Source organism: Paraburkholderia adhaesiva (genome assembly GCF_021390575.1).
In the GTDB taxonomy this organism is placed as follows: Bacteria; Pseudomonadota; Gammaproteobacteria; order Burkholderiales; family Burkholderiaceae; genus Paraburkholderia; species Paraburkholderia adhaesiva.
In genome coordinates this window covers 1,469,704-1,489,566 of sequence record NZ_JAJEJQ010000001.1, presented here as the reverse complement: position 1 = coordinate 1,489,566, position 19,863 = coordinate 1,469,704, and the positions used below count along the sequence as shown (strand labels likewise).

Sequence of the window (19,863 nt, the reverse complement as noted above, 5' to 3'; positions counted from 1 at the left end):
CTTGTCCAGCGGTGCGCCACCGGCGCGACCCGCATGCGTTGCATTCACGACGCACGAGGCGGCGGCCTTACGTCCGGCGCCGTCCGTCGCGTGTCGCATACCGACCTTCAGACCGTATTTTGTGCGAAACCTGCCGCCGTTTCCATGTCGACCGCGACGATACGGGACACGCCCTGCTCCTGCATCGTCACGCCGATAAGCTGCTGAGCCATCTCCATCGCAATCTTGTTGTGCGAAATGAACAGGAACTGCGTCTTGTCCGACATCGCCCGCACGAGGTTCGCAAAGCGCTCGGTGTTCGCGTCGTCGAGCGGCGCGTCCACTTCGTCCAGCAGACAGAACGGCGCCGGATTCAGCTGGAACATCGCAAACACCAGGGCGGTCGCCGTGAGCGCCTTCTCGCCGCCGGACAGCAGGTGAATCGTCGAATTCTTCTTACCCGGCGGCTGCGCCATCACCTGCACGCCCGCATCGAGAATTTCGTCGCCCGTCATGATGAGCTTCGCCTGGCCGCCACCGAAGAGACGCGGGAACAGTTCGCCGAAATGGTGGTTCACTTCGTCGAACGTGCCTTGAAGCAGCGTGCGCGTTTCCTGATCGATCTTGTGAATCGCGTCCTCGAGCGTTTCGATCGCGCTCGTGAGGTCGGCAGACTGTGCATCAAGGAAGGTCTTGCGCTCCTTCGCTGCCGCGAGCTCGTCGAGCGCGGCCATGTTCACCGGGCCGAGCGCCGTGATCGCATTGTTGATGCGCGTGACTTCGCCCTGCAGATACGACGGCTTCATGTCCGGCGTGAGCTTCGCCTGCAGTGCCGCTTCGTCAACGCCTGCCGCCTGAAGTTGTTCGATGAACTGCTCGCCGTTCAGACGCGCTGCCTGCTCCTTCAACTGCAATTCCGTGATGCGGTCTCGCAACGGCTGCAGCGCGCGTTCCGCGGTGAGGCGTGTCTCGTCAGCCTGGCGCAGCTTCGCACTGAGATCGTCGAGTTCGGCACGCGCCACGCGCAGCAAAGCCTCTTTCTGCGTCCGGATCTCGAGGGCATCCTGCAGGCCCGTATGTGCGGTCTGCTCGTTGATCGTTTCCAGTTCGGCGCGCGCATCTTCCAGCGACGCAGCGACACGCTCGCTTTGATCGTGTGCCACCTGGATGTTGCGTCGCAGTTCTTCGATGCGGTTCGCCATGTTGCGCGCAGCAAAGCGCGCATCGCCCGCGGCACGTTCGAGATCACGGGCCGAATTGCGCGCTGCGCCCAGCTCTTCGTCGAGCGCTTCAAACGCCAGCTGGTTGTCCTCGAAGCGAGCCTGAAGTTCAGCCAGTTCGCCGTCGTGGCGCTCGAAATTTGCTTCCGACTCCGCGCGCAACGCGCGCTGCTCGTCAATCTGCGCCGCGATCTCGCCCTGCTCCTCGCGAATCTGCGTGCTGCGTGCCGTGTAGCGTTCGTGCGCCTGGGTCAGCTTCAGCACATCCATCTGCAGCGCGTGCACGCGCTGTGTCGCGCGCTCGGCCTGTTGGCGCACTTCGGTGAGCGCCTGCGCGGCCTGAGTGTGGACGGCGTCCGCGCGGATCGCTGCGGCACGCGCATCATCGGCGAGCAGTGCCTGCGCGCGCACCTGGCGCGTGAGGTTCTCGATTTCCTGCTGACGCGCGAGCATGCCGGCCTGTTCGGAATCGGCCGCGTAAAGCTGTACGCCCACGCGCGTCACCATGTGACCAGCCTTCACGACGAAGGTGCCGCCCGACGGCAACTGCGCGCGTTGAGCGAGCGCTTCGGAAAGGTCGGCTGCGACGAATGTCGAACCAAGCCATTCGGACAACACCGCGCGCAGACCCGCATCGTCGATTCGCACGAGCGACAGCAACGATGTGAGACCTGCGGCCGCGCTCGCCGGTTGAGCCGCTGCGGGCGGTGCATAGAACGCGAGCTTGGCGGGCGGCGCGTCGCTGGCGAATGCCTTCACCCAGTCGAGGTTCGACACCTCGAGCGCCGCGAGCCGCTCGCGCAGCGCCGCTTCTAGTGCGGTTTCCCAGCCCGCCTCGACATGCAGCTTCTTCCACAGACGCGGCAGCGCACCCAGCTCGTGACGCTCGAGCCACGGTTGGATCTTGCCTTCGGTCTGCACGTTCTCCTGCAACTGCTTGAGCGCCGCAAGGCGTGCTTCGAGCTGGTGAATCTGCGCGCTCTCGGCCTGCACACGCTCGTGCGCGGCGCGGCGTTCGCCTTCGAGGCGCGGCAGCGCGTCCTGCGCCTCCGACAACCGCTCTTGCGCGTCGCGCAGGATTTCCTCCTGCTCGGCCAGTTGCATACGCAACTCTTCCAGTTGCGCTTCGTCCGGTGCGTCGAGTCCGCCTGCTTCAGCCTTCAGTCGCTCGTGACGCTGCTGCAGTTGCTGCAGCATCTGGTCGGCGTTGCGCTGATGCGCTGCCTCAAGCTTCAACGCCTGTTCGGTTTGCGCAATTGCCCCGCGCTCGTCGTTAAGGCCGCCCTGCGCATCGCGCCAGCGGCCTTCGAGTGCGGGCAGCGCCTCCTGCTTGGCGGCCGCATCTTCTTCCGCCACGGCGGCCTTTTCTTCCGCGATCGCCAACTGCTCTTCGGCTTCCTCGATATCGTCTTGCGACTTCTGCGCCTGCGACTGCCACTGCTCGCGTTGCGCAGTAAGCGCGGCGATCTGCGCCTGCACACGATTGCGCGACTCGACGATGAACTTGATCTCGGCTTCGAGGCGGCTCACCTCGGCATTCGCCTCGTAGAGCGCGCCCTGCGCACCCTGCGTCGCATCGCTCGCGGCGTAGTGCGCGACGCGCAGCGTCTCGAGCTGCGCCTCGACCTCGCGCAGTTGCGCCATCTGGCGCTCGAGATCGATCTGCGCCTGTTCGATCGCACGCTGCTGGCGCTCCTGCTCGCTTCCTGCCTCGTTCTTGCGCAACAGCCACAGGAGGCGCTGCTTTTCCTCCCCATCCGCCTGCAGTTCACGGAACTTCGTCGCGACGATGGCCTGGCCTTCGAGCTTCTCGAGGTTCGTCGAAAGCTCGCGCACGATGTCCTCGACGCGCGTGAGGTTCTCACGCGTGTCGTGCAGACGGTTCTCCGTCTCGCGGCGGCGTTCCTTGTATTTCGAAACACCCGCCGCTTCTTCGAGGAACACGCGCAGTTCTTCAGGCTTCGCTTCGATGATGCGCGCGATCATGCCCTGACCGATGATCGCGTAGGCCCGGGGCCCGAGGCCCGTGCCGAGAAAGATGTCCTGGATATCGCGGCGGCGCGCGGGCAGGTTGTTGATGTAGTAGCTCGACGTCCCGTCACGCGTCAGCACGCGCTTGACGGCAATCTCCGCATACTGGCCCCACTGTCCAGCGGCACGGCCGTCCGCGTTGTCGAACACAAGTTCGACGCTCGCGCGGCTGCCTGGTTTGCGCGCAGTCGAACCGTTGAAGATGACGTCCTGCATCGATTCGCCGCGCAGCTCGGATGCGCGGGATTCACCGAGCACCCAGCGCACTGCATCGATGATGTTGGATTTGCCACAGCCATTCGGCCCGACCACGCCAACGAGCTGGCCCGGGACCTGAAAATGCGTGGGATCGACGAATGATTTGAAGCCAGCGAGCTTAATCGAGGTCAGACGCACGGCGATATCGCTGTTTGAATAGGGAGAGTGAACGGGACCGCCCGTGCTGCAGGCCACGCCCCGGCGAAATTGCCCGGCGGCGGAATGCGCACTGGGCAGCCGCCACGGCTCACCGTGCGGCGCACATCCACGTGCGCTGCGCGGCGAGAACTAGCGGCAATCATACCATCGCACGCGCGCCGTTCCGGCGGCCACGAGCGCTCGAACCGGCTTCGCCACTGCAGTCGGTGTCGATGTCCTCAATGTCATCGCACGTGGCCGCGTTGTCGTCCTCGCGCGGGTCCGGCGCGCTGCGCGTACGGTGCACCCAGCTCGACAAAAGCGATGCGAGCACGATGCAGCCGCCGCCCGCCCATTCGCGCGGACCCGGCACCTCGCCCGCGAAAAGCCACGAAGTGAGCGCCGTGACAACGAGTTCGAACAGCATGATGATTGACGCGCGGTTCGCCGGCACGCGCGCGAGACCGTACTGCACGATCATGTTGTTCGACGCGAGCACGAGGCCGAGCGCCAGGACGAGCAGCGCCGCACGGGTGAGCAGGTGTCCGGCGGGGGCGGCCGCCATCGGCTCAAAGGCCGCCGCGCACGCGCTGAACAGCGCCGCACCGCCGAATATCACTGCAGTGCGCATTTCCGGCTTCATATCCGGCAGCACGCGGCTCGTTTTGACCACGAGCACGTTGCTCATCGCAAACCCCATGCCGCCCGCGAGGCCCGCCCATTCGCCGGCATTGCCCGGCAGCGGCACCCCGAGCGTCGGTGACCACAGCATCAGCACCGCCCCGGCCAGCGACAGCGCGGACAGCGCCGCACCCGACCAGGTCAGCCGCTCGCCGAGGATGAAATGCGCGAAAAGCGCGGTCCACGCAGGGGTCAGATAGAACAGCAGCAGCACACGCATCACTTCGCCGTGGATCGAACCCCAGACGAAGCCCAGATTGGTCACGCCCGCCGCCAGCCCAAGCAGCGGAAGGACGCCGTGCCAGCGCAGCGTCGCAATCGAGCGACGGCGCAGCAACAGTACGAAGGCGCACCCAGCGGCACTCGTCGCCGCGCTCGCGGCCGTGCCCGTCACACCTAGCGCCGCGAGCATCCGCAGCGGGTACCAGACCGCGCCCCACACTGACGCGCCGAGCATGATTGCGAGCGTCGGCCATCCGGCCCGCTGGCTGTGATTCATCGCCCGGCCCCCGACAACGCGCACTTCGCGTCGCAATTCATGCGCCCCTGATAAGTCGAAAACCGCATTACTGCTCCCTCATTAAACCTTCGAATCCGCTTGAATGCTTTCCTTGCCAGAGACGCGCCGCATCAACGTGCGAACCGCACCGCTCCGGGCCAGGCCGGCCACGCAAACGCGCGGTACGGCGGCGCGGCGCCTGCGCCGCCACGCTATAATCGTGCGCTCGCAGCCGCCTGGCGCGTGCACGTTGCATGTTCGTCTGGCGCCAGCGCTTCGCCAATGCAGAACGGCGCCAGCGGCACACCGCATGCGAGCCCCGTGCGCCTGCTGCCCGTCTTTCGCTCTCGCCTGTCCGACGCCCAAGTGAATCCGCTACTCGACACCCTTCAGACCTATCCCTTCGAAAAGCTGCGCGCCCTCTTCAAGGACGTCACGCCGAAAGCCGGCCTGCGGCCCATCAGCCTGGGGATCGGCGAGCCGAAACATCCCACGCCTGCACTGATCCGCGACGCCGTTATCGCCTCGCTCGACGGCCTTTCGGTCTATCCCGCAACGGCGGGCACCCCCGCGCTGCGCGAATCCGTCGCGAGTTGGGTCAAGGCGCGCTACGCGCTGCCTGGCATCGATGCGAACACGGAAGTTCTGCCGGTCTCGGGCTCGCGCGAGGCGCTGTTCGCGCTTGCGCAGGCGGTCGTGGATCCGGCTGAGGGCGTAAAGGATCCGGCCAGACGCGCGATCGTACTCTGCCCGAACCCGTTCTACCAGATCTACGAGGGCGCGGCGCTGCTCGCGGGCGCCGAGCCGTACTTCGTGAACAGCGATCCGGCCCGCAACTACGCCTGCGACTATTCACAGGTGCCCGAAGATGTCTGGGCGCGCACTCAGTTGCTCTACGTCTGCTCGCCGGGCAACCCGACGGGCGCCGTGCTCACGCTCGACGACTGGCGCGAGCTCTTCGCGCTGTCCGACCGCTACGGCTTCGTCATCGCCTCGGATGAGTGCTACTCCGAGATTTATTTCGACGAAGCGTCGCCGCCGCTCGGCGGGCTCGAGGCGGCGCACCGCCTCGGACGCGGTTTCGAACGCCTCGTGATGCTGTCGAGTCTCTCGAAGCGATCGAATGTGCCGGGCATGCGCTCGGGCTTCGTCGCCGGCGACGCGGCGATCCTCAAGCGCTTCCTCCTCTACCGCACCTACCACGGTTCGGCGATGTCGCCGGTCTGGCAGGCCGCCAGCATCGCCGCGTGGGGCGACGAGCAACACGTGCGCGAGAACCGCGCGAAGTACGTGCAGAAATTTTCGACGGTTACGCCGATGCTCGCCGAGGTGCTGGACGTGCGTCTGCCCGACGCCGCGTTCTACCTCTGGGCGAACGTCTCGCGCACCGGACTCTCCGATACCGCGTTCGCCCAGCGCCTCTACGCCGACTATAATGTGACGGTCCTGCCGGGCTCCTATCTGGCCCGCACCGCGCACGGTGCGAATCCGGGCCAGAATTTCGTCCGCATGGCGCTCGTCGCCGACGTCGAGGAATGTATCGAGGGCGCACAACGCATCGTCGATTTCTGCCGCTCGCTCGCCTGAACGCAAAGCGCTGCGCTCCGCAGCGCTTTTCCCTATCCGAACTCACACGAAACCATCACCATGTCGCAACAACTTCAGCAGATCATCGACGCCGCCTGGGAAAACCGTGCAGACTTCTCGGCGAAGTCCGCGCCGAACGACGTGCGCGAAGCCGTCACCCACGTGATTGCGGAACTGGACCGTGGCGCGCTGCGCTGCGCCGAGAAGAAGGATGGCGACTGGGTCGTCAACCAGTGGGTGAAGAAGGCCGTGCTGCTGTCGTTCCGTCTGGAAGACAACGTGCCGATGCCCGCCGGCGGCTACAGCCAGTTCTACGACAAGGTCCCGTCGAAGTTCGCGAACTACACCGCCGAAGACTTCGCCGCGGGCGGTTTCCGCGTCGTGCCGCCGGCCATCGCGCGCCGCGGTTCGTTCATCGCGAAGAATGTCGTGCTGATGCCGTCGTACACCAACATCGGCGCGTATGTCGATGAAGGCACGATGGTCGACACGTGGGCCACGGTCGGTTCGTGCGCGCAAATCGGCAAGAACGTGCACCTCTCGGGCGGCGTCGGCATCGGCGGCGTGCTGGAGCCGCTGCAGGCCAACCCCGTCATCATCGAAGACAACTGTTTCATCGGCGCTCGCTCGGAAGTCGTGGAAGGCGTGATCGTCGAGGAAAACTCGGTCATTTCGATGGGCGTGTACCTCGGCCAGAGCACCAAGATCTACGATCGCGAAACCGGTGAAGTTTCGTACGGCCGCATTCCGGCGGGCTCGGTGGTCGTCGCGGGCAATCTGCCCTCGAAGGACGGCTCGCACAGCCTTTACTGCGCCGTGATCGTCAAGAAGGTCGACGCGAAGACGCGCGCCAAGGTCGGCCTGAACGAGCTGCTGCGAGGCGACTGATGGCGAAGGCGGCGAAGACAGTCGTCTACGGCATCCCGAACTGCGACAGCGTGAAAAAGGCCCGCGTGTGGCTCGAAGAGCACGGCGTCGAGTTCGAGTTCCACGACTTCAAGAAGGCGGGTGTATCGAATGCGCTCGTCCAGGACTGGCTCAAGGACGTGTCGCTGGATCTGCTCATCAACAAGCGCGGCACGACCTGGCGCGGCCTGTCCGACGTGCACAAGGCCGAAGCCGACACGACCGCGGGCGCGATCGCGCTGATGATCCACAAGCCGTCGATCATCAAGCGGCCTGTGATCGTCGTGAACGGCCGCGTGAAGACGCTCGGTTTTTCCGCCGAGCAGTACGCGGAGCTTTTCGCTTGAGTACGCCAGGCCTCGCCTGAAGCGCCGCGTGCGCGCCGTGCGTCCGATTTGAATCACGTCGGGCGCACGCAGTCATGACAAGCAGTTGCCGGCGCCCGTCCGAACCAGCGGCGCCGGCATTTTTATTGGAATTGGCCCACACCATGTCCGGCACCCTCGCCCTTACCGAAACCCTGATCGCCCGCGCGTCCGTGACGCCCGACGACCAGCACTGCCAGCGCATCATGACCGAACGGCTCACTGCGCTCGGCTTCACGTGCGAATCGATCGAATCGCACGGCGTGACCAACCTGTGGGCTACGAAGCGCGGCACGGCCGGCGCCAATGGCCCGCTGCTCGCGTTCGCGGGCCACACTGATGTCGTGCCGACCGGCCCGCTCGAACAGTGGAAATCGCCGCCCTTCGAGCCGACACATCGCGACGGCAAACTCTACGGCCGCGGCGCCGCCGACATGAAGACGTCGCTCGCCGCATTCGTCGTGGCCACCGAAGAGTTCGTCGCCGCGCATCCACAGCATCAGGGCGCAATCGCCTTCCTCATCACGAGCGACGAAGAAGGCCCTGCGACCGACGGCACGGTGAAGGTAGTCGAAGCGCTGCAGCAGCGCGGCGAAAAAATGGACTACTGCATCGTCGGCGAGCCGACCTCGACGAACACGCTCGGCGACTGCGTCAAGAATGGCCGCCGCGGCTCGATGTCGGGCACGCTGGTCGTCAAGGGCGTGCAGGGGCACATCGCGTATCCGCATCTCGCGAAGAATCCCGTGCATCTGCTTGCGCCCGCGCTCGCCGAACTCGTCGCCGAAAAATGGGACGACGGCAACGAGTACTTCCCGCCTACGACGTGGCAGGTGTCCAACCTCCACAGCGGCACTGGCGCGAGCAACGTGATTCCGGGCCACGCCGACGTGCAGTTCAATTTCCGCTTTTCGACCGCCAGCACGGTTGAAGGCCTGCAGCAGCGCGTGCATGCGATCCTCGACAAGCACGGTCTCGAATACGATCTGCACTGGAGCGTGAGCGGCCTGCCGTTCCTCACGCCGCGCGGCGCACTGTCGAACGCGCTCGAAAAGGCGATCCAGGACGAAACCGGCATTACGACCGAACTATCGACAACCGGCGGAACATCCGATGGACGCTTTATCGCGCGCATGTGCCAGCAGGTCGTGGAATTCGGTCCGCCGAACGGCAGCATCCACAAGATCGACGAGCACATCGAAGTGAAGTACATCGATCCTCTGAAGAACGTATATCGACGCGTGCTCGAGCAACTGATCGCCTGAACACGCCCGCCGGAGCCCCAGACATGACGCACCCTCTATCGACCACTTTTTCCACCGTTCGCGACCTGCTGCGCTACGCGGTGACGCGCTTCACCGGCGCGCAACTCGCGTTCGGCCACGGCACGACCAATGCCTACGACGAGGCCGCGTACCTGATCCTGCACACGCTGCACCTGCCGCTCGATCTGCTCGATCCCTTCCTCGACGCGCGACTCGCGTCCGATGAGGTCGATGCCGTGCTGGGCGTAATCGAGCGCCGCGTGAACGACCGCGTGCCCGCTGCCTACATCACGAACGAGGCCTGGATGCACGGCCTGCGCTTCTACGTCGACGAGCGCGTGATCGTGCCGCGTTCGTTCATCGGCGAACTGCTCGAAGACGGCCTGCAGCCGTATGTCGAAGACCCGGAACACGTCGGCGCAGTACTCGAACTGTGCACGGGCTCGGCTAGCCTCGCGATCCTCGCGGCACACGCGTTCCCGAACGCCGATATCGATGCAGTCGACCTCTCGGCGCCAGCACTCGAAGTGGCTCGCCGCAACGTGCACGAGCACGGCCTCGACGAACGTATCTCGCTCTTCGAAGGTGACCTGTTCGCGCCGCTGCCCGAACGCCGTTACGACGTCATCCTGACGAATCCGCCGTACGTGAACGCCGATTCGATGCAGGCGCTGCCTCCCGAGTACCGCCACGAACCGGAGATGGCCCTCGCCGGCGGTGCAGACGGCATGGACATCGTGCGCCGCATCCTTTCGGAAGCGCGCAACTGGCTCACCGACGAGGGCGTACTCGTCGTGGAGATCGGCAATGAGCGTGAGAACGTCGAGGCAGCGTTCGGCGGACTGGACCTCGTCTGGCTCCCGACGAGCGCCGGCGACGACCAGGTGTTCCTGATCCAGGCGGCGGACCTGCCCGTATAAGGGGCTTTCGCGGGCAGAGACGGCCCCGTCGTGGCACCACGCGGGGGCCGCGCAACAACGGCTGACCGGTCACGCGACAGACGTCAGCCGCGCTGCGCTTTACAGCCGCGCCACAACCGCCTCGCGACCGCCCGCGGCTCCCACCGTCGCGCCTGAACGTGACGCTCGACACACCTCGGGGCCAGACCAATAGCCGCGAGGCGGCAGGGTTAGGTAAGATGGTTGCTTTCCGGCAACCGCGCTACGACGTCTTCCGGCACCAGAAGCGTCCCGCGCCTCTATGCAATTCGACTGGTTACATCTCGGCACCCTGCTCGCGATCATCCATGTCCTTGGACTCGCGGCGGCGTGTCACGCCATCCTCAATACCCGCACCTCGCAGGGCGCGATCGCCTGGGCCGTGTCGCTCGCGACGATGCCCTATCTCACGCTGATCCCCTATCTCTTCCTCGGCCGCAGCAAGTTCGAGGGTTACGCGGACGCCCGGCGACTGCGCAACGAGACCCTGCGCACGCGGGCACACGCGCCCGAGTGGGACAAACTCGTCACCACAGGCGAATGGCCCGCCGACGAACTCGGCGTGCGGGTCATCCGGACCATGGCCCAACTAGGCGGCATGCCAATCGTGCCGGGCAATTCGGTGCGCACGCTCGTGAACGGCGAGGCGACGTTCTCGGCAATATTCGACGCCATCGAGCAAGCGCGTCACTACGTGATCGTGCAATTTTTCATCGTGCGCGCGGACGCGCTCGGCGACCTGCTGAAGGACACACTCATCCAGTGCGTGGCGCGCGGCGTGCGCGCGTTCTTCCTCTACGACAGCATCGGCTCCTTCGATCTGCCCGCCAGCTACGTCGAAGAACTGCAGGAAGGCGGCGTGGTGGTGCACCCGTTCTCGACGACGCGCCGCTTCGTCAACCGCTTCCAGCTCAATTTCCGCAATCACCGAAAGATCGTCGTCGTCGATGGCGAGTGCGCGTTCGTAGGTGGCCACAACGTGGGCGTCGAATATCTCGGCGCAAAACCACCGCTCTCGCCATGGCGCGACACGCACATCGAAGTGCGCGGGCCGGTGGTCGCAAACATCCAGTTCGCGTTCACCGAGGACTGGTACTGGGCGACCCAGGAACTGCCTGGCTGCGAGCCGCCGCAGGTCGCGCCACGCGACGACAACATGTTCTGCCTCGCGATGCCGACCGGCCCCGCGGACCGCCAGGAGACGTGTTCGCTCTTCTTCGTCGAGGCGATCAACGCCGCGCGGCGTCGCCTGTGGATCACAACGCCCTATCTCGTGCCCGACGAAGCGGTTTTCTCGGCGCTGCGCCTCGCGGTGCTACGTGGCGTGGACGTACGCATCATGATTCCGGCGCGCCGTGATCACTACGTCGTGTTCGAGGCCTCGACACTGTATGCATTCGATGCGATCCGCGCGGGCATTCGCATCTTCCGCTACCAGCCGGGCTTCCTGCACCAGAAGGTCGTGCTGATCGACGACGTAGCCGCAGCTATCGGTAGCGCGAACCTCGACAACCGCTCGTTCCGCCTGAACTTCGAAATCATGGTGCTCACGGTGCACCGCGGCTTCGCAGGCGAAGTCGAATCCATGCTTCTGCGCGATTTCGCGCAATCAGTCGAGATCGATCGCAGCGAATACCGTGACTCGCACGCCTGGCGCAAGGTCGCGATGCGCGTCGCCCGCCTCTTCGCCCCTATCCTCTAGCGTGCCTTATCCGAGCAACTTTTCGATGTCCGCAGCAATGGCTTCGGGCTTCGTGGCTGGTGCGTAGCGCTTCACCACGTTGCCGTCGCGGTCGACGAGAAACTTCGTGAAGTTCCACTTGATCGCCGCGAGCCCAAGGATGCCTGGCGCCTCTTCGGTAAGCCAGCGATAGAGCGGATGGGCGTCCGCCCCCTTCACGTCGATCTTGTTGAACATCGGAAACGTGACGCCAAAATTCTTCTCGCAAAAACCACCGATCTGCGACGCGTCGCCCGGTTCCTGTTTGCCGAACTGGTTGCATGGAAAGCCGAGCACCTCGAGTCCACGCGTGGCGTAATCGTCGTAGAGCTTCTGCAACCCTGCGTACTGTGGCGTGAACCCGCACTCGCTCGCCGTGTTCACGACAAGCAGCACCTTGCCGGCATAGCGTTCGAGGCTCACCGGACTGCCTGTGCCAAGCGGCTCAGCCGAAAACGAATAAATGGACTTGGTCACCTGTGCTCTCCCCGTGGAAAGCACCAGTCTACGTGAGAAACGCCGCGCGACGCACCCTGGCCGAACGGCGAATGCCGGCACACAGGCCACCCAGGTAAAATAGCGTTTTTTCCTCGCTGGCCCTGCTGTGATCCGCTTCAATCAATTCAGTCTTGCCCGCGGCACCAAGCCGCTCTTTAATGAGACCTCATTCACGCTGAATCCCGGCGAAAAGGTTGGGCTCATCGGCGCTAACGGCGCGGGCAAATCGACGCTGTTCGCCGTGCTGCGTGGCGAGCTGCACGCGGACGCCGGCGACTTCTCGCTCCCGCCGTCGTGGCGCATCGCGCACGTCGCGCAGGAAACGCCTGCAGTTGACCGCAGCGCGCTCGACTACACGCTCGACGGTGACGCCGCGCTGCGCGAGATCGAAACGCGCATCGCCGCGGCATCGGCGGCGCACGACGGCGCGGCCGAGGCCGAAGCGCACGCCGCCTTCGCCGACGCCGACGGCTATACCGCGCCCGCGCGCGGCGAAGCGTTGTTGCTCGGCCTCGGCTTCACGCTCGAACAAACCTGCGCGCCGGTCGCGAGCTTTTCCGGCGGCTGGCGCATGCGCCTGAACCTCGCGCAGGCGCTGATGTGCCGCTCGGACCTGCTGCTGCTCGACGAACCCACGAACCACCTCGACCTCGACGCGATCGTCTGGCTCGAAGACTGGCTGCATCGCTATCCTGGAACGCTCGTCGTCATTTCGCACGACCGCGAATTCCTCGATTCGGTCTGTAACGTCACGTTGCATCTCGAGAATCAGCAGATTAAACGTTACGGCGGCAATTACTCACAGTTCGAAATCCTGCGCGCGCAACAACTGGCGCTCCAGCAAAGCGCGTATGAAAAGCAGCAGAGAACCGTCGCGCACCTGCAAAGCTTCATCGACCGCTTCAAGGCCAAGGCCACGAAGGCACGCCAGGCGCAGAGCCGCGTGAAGGCGCTCGAAAAGATGGAACTGATCGCGCCCGCGCACGCGAGTTCGCCGTTCACGTTCGAGTTCCGCGCGCCCGATTCCGCACCGAATCCCATGCTCGTGATGGAAAACGTGCGTTGCGGCTACCGCGCCGAGGATGGCAGCGAAACGCCCATCGTCGAGCAGGTCACTCTGTCGATCCAGAACGGCCAGCGTATCGGCCTGCTCGGCGCGAACGGCCAGGGCAAGTCCACGCTGATCAAGACGCTCGCAGGCACGCTCGCGCCGCTCTCGGGCGATCTGCGCACGGGCAAGGGGCTGCAGATCGGCTATTTCGCGCAGCATCAGCTGGAAACCTTGCGTCCGGACGACTCGCCGCTACGGCATCTGGCGCGCCTCGCGCCCGACACCCGCGAGCAGGAACTCCGCGACTTTCTCGGCGGCTTCAATTTTCCCGGCGAGATGGCCACCGCGCCCATCGCACCGTTCTCGGGTGGCGAAAAGGCGCGTCTCGCGCTCGCACTCATCATCTGGCAGAAGCCGAATCTGCTGCTGCTCGACGAGCCGACCAACCACCTCGACCTCGAAACCCGCCACGCGCTCACGATGGCGCTCGCTCAGTTCGAAGGGACGCTGATCGTGGTGTCGCACGATCGCCATCTGTTGCGCGCGACGACCGACCAGTTCATGCTCGTCGCGAAGCATCGCCTGCAGCCGTTCGACGGCGATCTCGACGACTACCGCGACTGGCTGCTCCAGCATGCTGCCGAACAACGCGCGGCGCTCAAGCAGGATGCCGCGGCAGACGGCGACGGCACGGCCGATGCAGGCGTCAATCGCAAGGAACAGCGCCGCCAGGAAGCCGAGACGCGCCAGAAACTTTCGCTGCTGAAAAAGCCGCTCCAGGCGAAAATCGGCAAGATCGAGAAGGAAATGGACGCGCTCAATGCAGAAAAGGGTACGCTGGATGCGTTCGTCGCCGACCCCGAAAGCTACGCGCCCGAGCGGAAGACGCGCCTGACCGACGCGATCCGCCGCCAGGCCGAAGTCCAGGCCCGACTCGATACGCTCGAAGCCGACTGGCTCGACGCGCATGATGAACTCGAACAGATCGGCTAGCCGCGCAACGCATACGACGCGCATCACGCGCGCTGCATGAAGCAAAGGAGATACGAGTGCCGTCACCCGCTGCATTGCAAGGCCTACGCGTCCTTGATCTGACCATGCTTCTACCCGGGCCGGTCGCCACGTTGCGCCTCGCGGAAATGGGCGCCGACGTGCTGAAGATCGAGCCCCCGGGCACAGGCGACGCCACCCGCGTGATGATGCAGAGTTCCGCCGATGAAGTCGCCACACGGCCCGGCGCGTTCTACCGCCTCGTCAATCGCGGCAAACGCGAAACGCGGATCGACCTGAAGTCGGAGAGCGGGCGCAATGTCCTGTGTGCGCTCGCGCGCGAGGCCGACGTGATCGTCGAGAGCTACCGTCCCGGTGTGATGACGCGGCTCGGCGTGGGCTACGAAAAGCTACGCACCATCAATCCCCGGCTCGTCTACTGCGCCATCAGCGGCTACGGCGCGGAAGGGCCATTCGCGGATCGCGCCGGACACGACCTGAACTACATTGGCTATTCGGGCGTCCTCGACCAGCTCGTGGCACGCGACGGTACGCCCGTGCTGCCGAACTTCCAGATCGCGGACCTGCTCGGCGGCGCGCTCTCCGCGGTGACGCAGATCCTCGCCGCGCTCTGGTATGTCGCGCGCGGAGGCGGTGGCCGCTTCATCGACGTTTCGATGGCGCACGCCACCTACGCGCACAACGTGGTCGCACAGGTTGCGCTCGCCAATGACGACGAGGCGGCCAACCAGCCCGGCGGCGGCCTGCTCAACGGCGGCGTGCCCTGCTACAACCTGTATCGCACACAGGACGGCCGCTGGCTCGCCGTCGGCGCGCTGGAGTTGAAGTTCTGGCAGGCGCTCTGCAAGGCGCTCGGTCGCGATGATTGGGCCGAGCGGCACTGGAGCCTCGGTCAGGCGATCGGCGGTGCGGATGCCGCCGCGCTCACTCGTGAACTGGCGGCGGTCATCGCTTCCGAGCCGCTGCAAACCTGGATCGACCGGCTCGAACCCATCGACTGCTGCGCAACGCCAGTGCTCACGCCCGGCGAGGCGGCACAACACCCGCTTTTCAACCCGGAAGTTCTGCAGCAGATGCTCGAAGCATCCGACGCAGCTCAGACAGACGAGCAGCCGGCGCAAGGCGTCGTGACGCAGACAGCAGCAGCAGCAGCACCAGCACAAGCCACATCCGCCACGACTCCGCAAACCGGCGCGTTTGGTGGCGATGGCAACAAGCCATTTACGTACGGGCCCTGGGGTTGAGCCGTCGCGTGATGCAAATCACGCTCAGCCGCGGCACAGGCAATGCACAAACAAAAATGGGCGCCCGAGGCGCCCATTTTTTCACTGGCTATCGACGCGGGAGCGTTTGCCGTGGCAAGCGCTCATCGTCATAGAGGAAGTGCTTGCGCCCTTCCACGTGATGCGAGATGGTGCTGCGCACCTGTGCCGCCGTCACGTTCCCGGCCACCACGCGGCGCGAGATGCACCCGTCGCTGTCGATCCACTCGACGATTCGGCAACTGCTGCCCCAAGGCTGCATGAGCGGCTCCGATACCCGGCAGCCGCGTACGACGATCGAACGATCGCCGATGGACATCTCAGTCTGTCTCAAGACGCTATCCCTTCCGCTGGACGCGGGTTGAACATGCGGCCAAGGATAGGGAATTCGCAGAAAACCCAGGTTACAGTCTGTACGAGGGTTGTTACTAATGATTACGCGACAGTACAGCGCGCGAGGCCGTTCGCTCACTCAAACGTGCGGACCTTGTCGATAGCCTCTTCGATCCGCTCGACGGCAATCACCTGCAAACCGTCGATCGGCTGTTTCGGCGCATTGGCGCGCGGAATCAGCGCACATGAAAAGCCCAGCTTCGCCGCTTCCTTCAAACGCTCCTGACCGCGTGGCGAGGGCCGGATCTCGCCCGCAAGGCCCACTTCGCCGAAAACGATCAGGCCCTTCGGCAACGCCTTGTTACGCATCGACGAGTGAATGGCGAGCAACACGGCGAGGTCTGCGGCCGGTTCGGTGATCTTGACGCCGCCCACGGCGTTCAGGAACACGTCCTGATCGAAGCACGCGACGCCCGCGTGCCGGTGCAGCACCGCGAGCAGCAACGCAAGCCGGTTCTGCTCGAGGCCGACTGCGAGGCGCCGCGGATTGGGCACCTGCGCGGTATCGACGAGCGCCTGCACCTCGACCAGCAGCGGGCGCGAACCCTCCTGGGTCACGAGCACGCACGAACCCGGCACGCTCTGCTCGTGCTGCGAAAGAAATAGCGCCGACGGATTGGCGACGCCGCGCAAGCCCCTGTCGGTCATCGCGAACACGCCGAGTTCGTTGACCGCGCCGAAGCGGTTCTTGAACGCGCGCACGAGTCGGAACGACGAATGCGTGTCGCCTTCGAAGTAGAGCACCGTATCGACGATGTGCTCCAGCACACGGGGCCCCGCGAGGTTGCCCTCTTTCGTGACGTGGCCCACCATGATGATCGCCGTGCCGGACTGCTTCGCGATGCGCGTGAGCTGCGCCGCGCATTCGCGCACCTGCGCGACCGAGCCAGGCGCGGAAGTCAGCGCCTCGGAGTAAATGGTCTGAATCGAGTCGATCACCGCGACATCGGGTTTTTCGGCCTCGATCGTCGCCTGAATTTTTTCGAGCTGGATTTCGGCGAGTAGCTGAAGCTCGCTCGCCTTCGAACCGGGATCGAGCAGCGCGAGCCGTTGCGCACGCAACGCGATCTGCGCCGCCGATTCTTCGCCGCTCACGTAGAGCGCGCGGCGTTCGGCCGCAATCTCCGCAAGCGATTGCAGCAGCAACGTCGACTTACCAATGCCCGGATCGCCGCCGATCAGCACCACGCCGCCAGCCACGAGCCCGCCGCCCAGCACGCGGTCGAATTCGCCGACGCCGGTCGTGAAGCGCGGCACATCGGACGCCTCGATCTCGGCGAGACGCCGCACCGGCGCGCTCTTCGCGAGCGACTGGAAGCGGTTGTTGCCCGCCGTTTCGGCGACGCTCTCCACCAACGTGTTCCACGCGCCGCACGCGGGGCATTGCCCCTGCCATTTGGGCGCCTGCCCTCCGCACTCGGTGCAGATGTACAGCGTCTTGAACTTTGCCACCGCTTATTCCGCCCGCACCGGAACGCGGGGCGCCACGGCGCACATCAGCTCATAGCCGATCGTGCCGCATGCCTGTGCGACATCGTCGATCGGCAGGTTCGTGCCCCACAGCTCGACTCGCGCACCGGTACCCGCATGCGGCACCGGCGTGAGATCGACGGTGAACATGTCCATCGACACGCGCCCGACGACCTGTGTGCGCACGCCGTCGACGATCACCGGCGTGCCTTCGGGCGCGGAGCGCGGATAGCCGTCCGCATAGCCGCACGCGACGACGCCGATGCGCATCGGCTTCTTCGCCTTGAAGATCGAGCCGTAACCGATCGTCTGACCCTCCGCGATGTTCTGCGTGCCGATCAGTTCAGAGGTGAACGTCATGGCCGGTTGCAGGCCGACACCGTCGATCGCCGATGCCACGCCCGACGGCGACGCGCCGTAGAGGATGATGCCGGGGCGCACCCAGTCGAAATGCGCGGACGGATGCCAGAGCGTCGCCGCCGAATTGGCGAGACTGCGCGCGCCCGCGATACCCTGCGCGCCGCGCTCGAACGCTTCCATCTGCTCGCCGATGCCGCGCGGCGTATCGGCGTCCGCGAAGTGCGTCATCAGTGTGATCTGACCGATGCCGGGGCAGGCGCGTGCACGCTCCCATGCCGCGCGATATTTCTCAGGCATGTAGCCGAGCCGGTTCATGCCGCTGTTCATCTTCAGCTGAATGTTGACCGGCTTCGAAAGACGCGCCATTTCGAGCATGCGCATCTGCTCGTCCGAGTGCACGACCGTGGTGAGGCTGTAGCGGTCGACCACATCGATATCGGTGGAACGGAAAAAGCCTTCAAGCAGCAGGATCGGCCCTGCCCAGCCGAGTTCGCGCAGCTTCACCGCCTCTTCCAGATCGAGCAGCCCGAAACCGTCCGTGGCGCGTAGACCAGGGAACGCGCGCGCAAGCCCGTGCCCGTAGGCGTTGGCCTTGACCACGGCCCATATTTTCGACTTCGGCGCGTATCGGCGGGCGACTGCGAGATTGTTGGCGAGTGCGGCGGTGTGAATCGTGGCGGAGAGGGGGCGAGGCATGGGGTAGTTTTCGTAAAGACGCTTTCGAATCAGGTGCTTACAGTGTGGTTTCAGCGCCCGGAAGGCCCACCCGTCTGGCGCTCAAGGATTCTGCTAGTCCGAAACCAGCTATTTTCGTGATATAAAGCCCTGCGCACAACCTATTTCGAACGTAATAAGCCCGGATGCACCCACCCGTCCGGGGCGGACGGACCGCAGCGAGGAAAGCATCGCATCAGATGAAAAAAGGCTTTTACACCATTATGGCCGCGCAGTTTTTTTCGTCGTTGGCCGACAATGCGCTCCTGATCGCTGCGATTGCACTGCTTAAAGATCTCCACGCCCCGAACTGGATGACGCCGCTGCTCAAGCTGTTCTTCGTCCTTTCCTACGTCGTTCTCGCCGCTTTCGTCGGCGCCTTTGCCGATTCGCGCCCCAAGGGCCGCGTGATGTTCATCACGAACACGATCAAGGTGTTCGGCTGCGCCATGATGCTGGCCGGAACGCATCCCCTGTTCGCCTACGGTGTCGTTGGTTTCGGGGCCGCAGCGTATTCACCCGCGAAATACGGCATTCTGACAGAATTGTTGCCACCTGAACGGCTGGTCGCCGCGAACGGCTGGATCGAGGGCACAACAGTCGGCTCGATCATTCTCGGCACCGTCATGGGCGGCGCGCTCATCAGCCCTCACATTGCATCGCATGTGATCCGCCATACGCCGGCGTGGATCGGCAGTCCCGCTCAGGCCGCCATGGTCATCATCATGGGCATCTACGTCATCGCCGCCCTCTTCAATCTGCGCATTCCCGACACCGGCGCCCGCTACCCGCGCCAGCAACACGGCCCGATCCGCCTCATTTCCGATTTCGCCGACTGCTTCCAGATTCTGTGGCGCGACAAGCTCGGCCAGATCTCGCTTGCGGTCACGACACTCTTTTGGGGTGCAGGCGCCACGCTGCAGTTCATCGTGCTCAAGTGGGCCGAGGTCTCGCTCGGCATGTCGCTCTCGGAGGGCGCGATCCTGCAGGCCCTCGTCGCCGTGGGCGTTGCGGCCGGCGCGATGATTGCCGCCGCACGCGTGCCGCTCAAGAAGTCGCTCTCGGTCCTGCCGGTCGGCGTCATTATGGGTCTCGCCGTCATGCTGCTGGCGTTCTATACGCGCGATCTCTTTCCGCAGCACTGGGGCCTGCGCATCGGCCATCTGCACGTGAGCGGCTACATGTTCTTCGCCTACGTGTTCCTGATCATCATTGGCGGACTCTCCGGTTTCTTCGTTGTGCCAATGAATGCGCTGCTACAGCACCGCGGCCACGTTCTGCTCTCCGCCGGCCACTCGATCGCCGTGCAAAATTTTAACGAGAACCTTTCGGTTCTCATCATGCTGTGCCTCTACGCCGTGCTCGTCTGGCTCGACGTGCCTGTGACCATCGTGATCGTGCTGTTCGGCACCTTCGTCTGCCTCATGATGTGGGTCGTGATGCGCCGTCATCAGGCCAATCAACGCGCGTTCGACTCCGTTGCGCTGATCGGCGAAAATCACCGTCATTGATCGGTT

General features: G+C 64.7%; 15 protein-coding genes. 9 read left to right on the top strand and 6 right to left on the bottom strand.

Annotated elements, in window-relative coordinates; all coding sequences use genetic code 11:
• Positions 1-107: 107 nt before the first annotated feature.
• Together smc and L0U80_RS06675 are read right to left on the bottom strand one after the other, a co-directional pair.
• Positions 108-3,626, bottom strand: coding sequence for a chromosome segregation protein SMC (gene smc / locus L0U80_RS06680; RefSeq protein ID WP_233863180.1), 3,519 nt, complete (start codon positions 3,624-3,626; stop codon positions 108-110).
• A gap of 160 nt (positions 3,627-3,786) precedes the next feature.
• Positions 3,787-4,806, bottom strand: a complete 1,020-nt coding sequence (locus L0U80_RS06675; RefSeq protein ID WP_233863179.1) for a DMT family transporter — start codon at positions 4,804-4,806, stop codon at positions 3,787-3,789.
• A 366-nt stretch (positions 4,807-5,172) separates the two neighbouring features.
• On the opposite strand from L0U80_RS06675, the gene dapC reads away from it, so the two are divergent.
• The 6 genes from dapC to cls all read left to right on the top strand — a co-directional run bounded on the left by dapC (position 5,173) and on the right by cls (position 11,569).
• Positions 5,173-6,393 carry a succinyldiaminopimelate transaminase gene (dapC, locus tag L0U80_RS06670; RefSeq protein WP_373322186.1) on the top strand — a complete coding sequence of 407 codons (1,221 nt, stop codon included), beginning with the start codon at positions 5,173-5,175 and terminating at the stop codon, positions 6,391-6,393.
• A 60-nt stretch (positions 6,394-6,453) separates the two neighbouring features.
• Positions 6,454-7,281 (top strand): 2,3,4,5-tetrahydropyridine-2,6-dicarboxylate N-succinyltransferase, encoded by an 828-nt coding sequence (gene dapD, locus L0U80_RS06665; protein WP_233863178.1) that lies wholly within the window; start codon positions 6,454-6,456, stop codon positions 7,279-7,281.
• Positions 7,281-7,646, top strand: a complete 366-nt coding sequence (locus L0U80_RS06660; RefSeq protein WP_233863177.1) for an ArsC family reductase — start codon at positions 7,281-7,283, stop codon at positions 7,644-7,646. Before dapD ends, L0U80_RS06660 begins: the two co-directional genes overlap by 1 nt.
• A gap of 143 nt (positions 7,647-7,789) precedes the next feature.
• Complete coding sequence (gene dapE, locus L0U80_RS06655) at positions 7,790-8,929, top strand: succinyl-diaminopimelate desuccinylase (protein WP_233863176.1); 1,140 nt, start codon at positions 7,790-7,792, stop codon at positions 8,927-8,929.
• A 23-nt stretch (positions 8,930-8,952) separates the two neighbouring features.
• On the top strand, positions 8,953-9,849 hold the full coding sequence (gene prmB, locus L0U80_RS06650; protein WP_233863175.1) for a 50S ribosomal protein L3 N(5)-glutamine methyltransferase: 897 nt from the start codon (positions 8,953-8,955) through the stop codon (positions 9,847-9,849).
• Between the two features lie 280 nt (positions 9,850-10,129).
• A complete protein-coding gene (cls, locus tag L0U80_RS06645) occupies positions 10,130-11,569 on the top strand; it encodes a cardiolipin synthase (RefSeq protein ID WP_233863174.1) in 1,440 nt (479 codons plus the stop codon).
• 6 nt (positions 11,570-11,575) lie between these two features.
• On the opposite strand, the gene L0U80_RS06640 is transcribed toward cls, so the two are convergent.
• The gene (locus L0U80_RS06640; RefSeq protein WP_233863173.1) at positions 11,576-12,064 is read right to left on the bottom strand and encodes a glutathione peroxidase; all 489 of its coding nucleotides are present in this window, start codon (positions 12,062-12,064) and stop codon (positions 11,576-11,578) included.
• A gap of 127 nt (positions 12,065-12,191) precedes the next feature.
• On the opposite strand from L0U80_RS06640, the gene L0U80_RS06635 reads away from it, so the two are divergent.
• Positions 12,192-14,129 (top strand): ATP-binding cassette domain-containing protein, encoded by a 1,938-nt coding sequence (locus L0U80_RS06635; RefSeq protein ID WP_233863172.1) that lies wholly within the window; start codon positions 12,192-12,194, stop codon positions 14,127-14,129.
• A 104-nt stretch (positions 14,130-14,233) separates the two neighbouring features.
• Positions 14,234-15,391: a CaiB/BaiF CoA transferase family protein gene (locus L0U80_RS06630; protein ID WP_233863171.1), complete on the top strand. Its 1,158-nt coding sequence runs from the start codon at positions 14,234-14,236 to the stop codon at positions 15,389-15,391.
• Between the two features lie 88 nt (positions 15,392-15,479).
• Here L0U80_RS06630 and L0U80_RS06625 read toward each other — a convergent pair whose 3' ends face one another.
• From L0U80_RS06625 to alr, 3 genes are all read right to left on the bottom strand, one after another.
• On the bottom strand, positions 15,480-15,728 hold the full coding sequence (locus L0U80_RS06625; protein WP_373322117.1) for a DUF2866 domain-containing protein: 249 nt from the start codon (positions 15,726-15,728) through the stop codon (positions 15,480-15,482).
• 149 nt (positions 15,729-15,877) lie between these two features.
• The gene (radA, locus tag L0U80_RS06620; RefSeq protein ID WP_233863169.1) at positions 15,878-17,254 is read right to left on the bottom strand and encodes a DNA repair protein RadA; all 1,377 of its coding nucleotides are present in this window, start codon (positions 17,252-17,254) and stop codon (positions 15,878-15,880) included.
• A gap of 3 nt (positions 17,255-17,257) precedes the next feature.
• Positions 17,258-18,328: an alanine racemase gene (alr, locus tag L0U80_RS06615; protein ID WP_233863168.1), complete on the bottom strand. Its 1,071-nt coding sequence runs from the start codon at positions 18,326-18,328 to the stop codon at positions 17,258-17,260.
• A gap of 218 nt (positions 18,329-18,546) precedes the next feature.
• Here alr and lplT point away from each other — a divergent pair, with 218 nt between their 5' ends.
• Positions 18,547-19,857, top strand: coding sequence for a lysophospholipid transporter LplT (gene lplT, locus L0U80_RS06610; RefSeq protein WP_233863167.1), 1,311 nt, complete (start codon positions 18,547-18,549; stop codon positions 19,855-19,857).
• The last annotated feature ends 6 nt before the right edge of the window (positions 19,858-19,863 follow it).

Excerpts from the sequence above, each read along its gene's own strand:
- L0U80_RS06675 (WP_233863179.1), bottom strand. The coding sequence starts at position 4,806 with ATGAATCACAGCCAGCGGGCCGGATGGCCGACGCTCGCAATCATGCTC.
- dapD (WP_233863178.1), top strand. The coding sequence starts at position 6,454 with ATGTCGCAACAACTTCAGCAGATCATCGACGCCGCCTGGGAAAACCGT.
- L0U80_RS06660 (WP_233863177.1), top strand. The coding sequence starts at position 7,281 with ATGGCGAAGGCGGCGAAGACAGTCGTCTACGGCATCCCGAACTGCGAC.
- dapE (WP_233863176.1), top strand. The coding sequence starts at position 7,790 with ATGTCCGGCACCCTCGCCCTTACCGAAACCCTGATCGCCCGCGCGTCC.
- prmB (WP_233863175.1), top strand. The coding sequence starts at position 8,953 with ATGACGCACCCTCTATCGACCACTTTTTCCACCGTTCGCGACCTGCTG.
- cls (WP_233863174.1), top strand. The coding sequence starts at position 10,130 with ATGCAATTCGACTGGTTACATCTCGGCACCCTGCTCGCGATCATCCAT.
- L0U80_RS06630 (WP_233863171.1), top strand. The coding sequence starts at position 14,234 with ATGCTTCTACCCGGGCCGGTCGCCACGTTGCGCCTCGCGGAAATGGGC.
- L0U80_RS06625 (WP_373322117.1), bottom strand. The coding sequence starts at position 15,728 with ATGTCCATCGGCGATCGTTCGATCGTCGTACGCGGCTGCCGGGTATCG.
- alr (WP_233863168.1), bottom strand. The coding sequence starts at position 18,328 with ATGCCTCGCCCCCTCTCCGCCACGATTCACACCGCCGCACTCGCCAAC.
- lplT (WP_233863167.1), top strand. The coding sequence starts at position 18,547 with ATGAAAAAAGGCTTTTACACCATTATGGCCGCGCAGTTTTTTTCGTCG.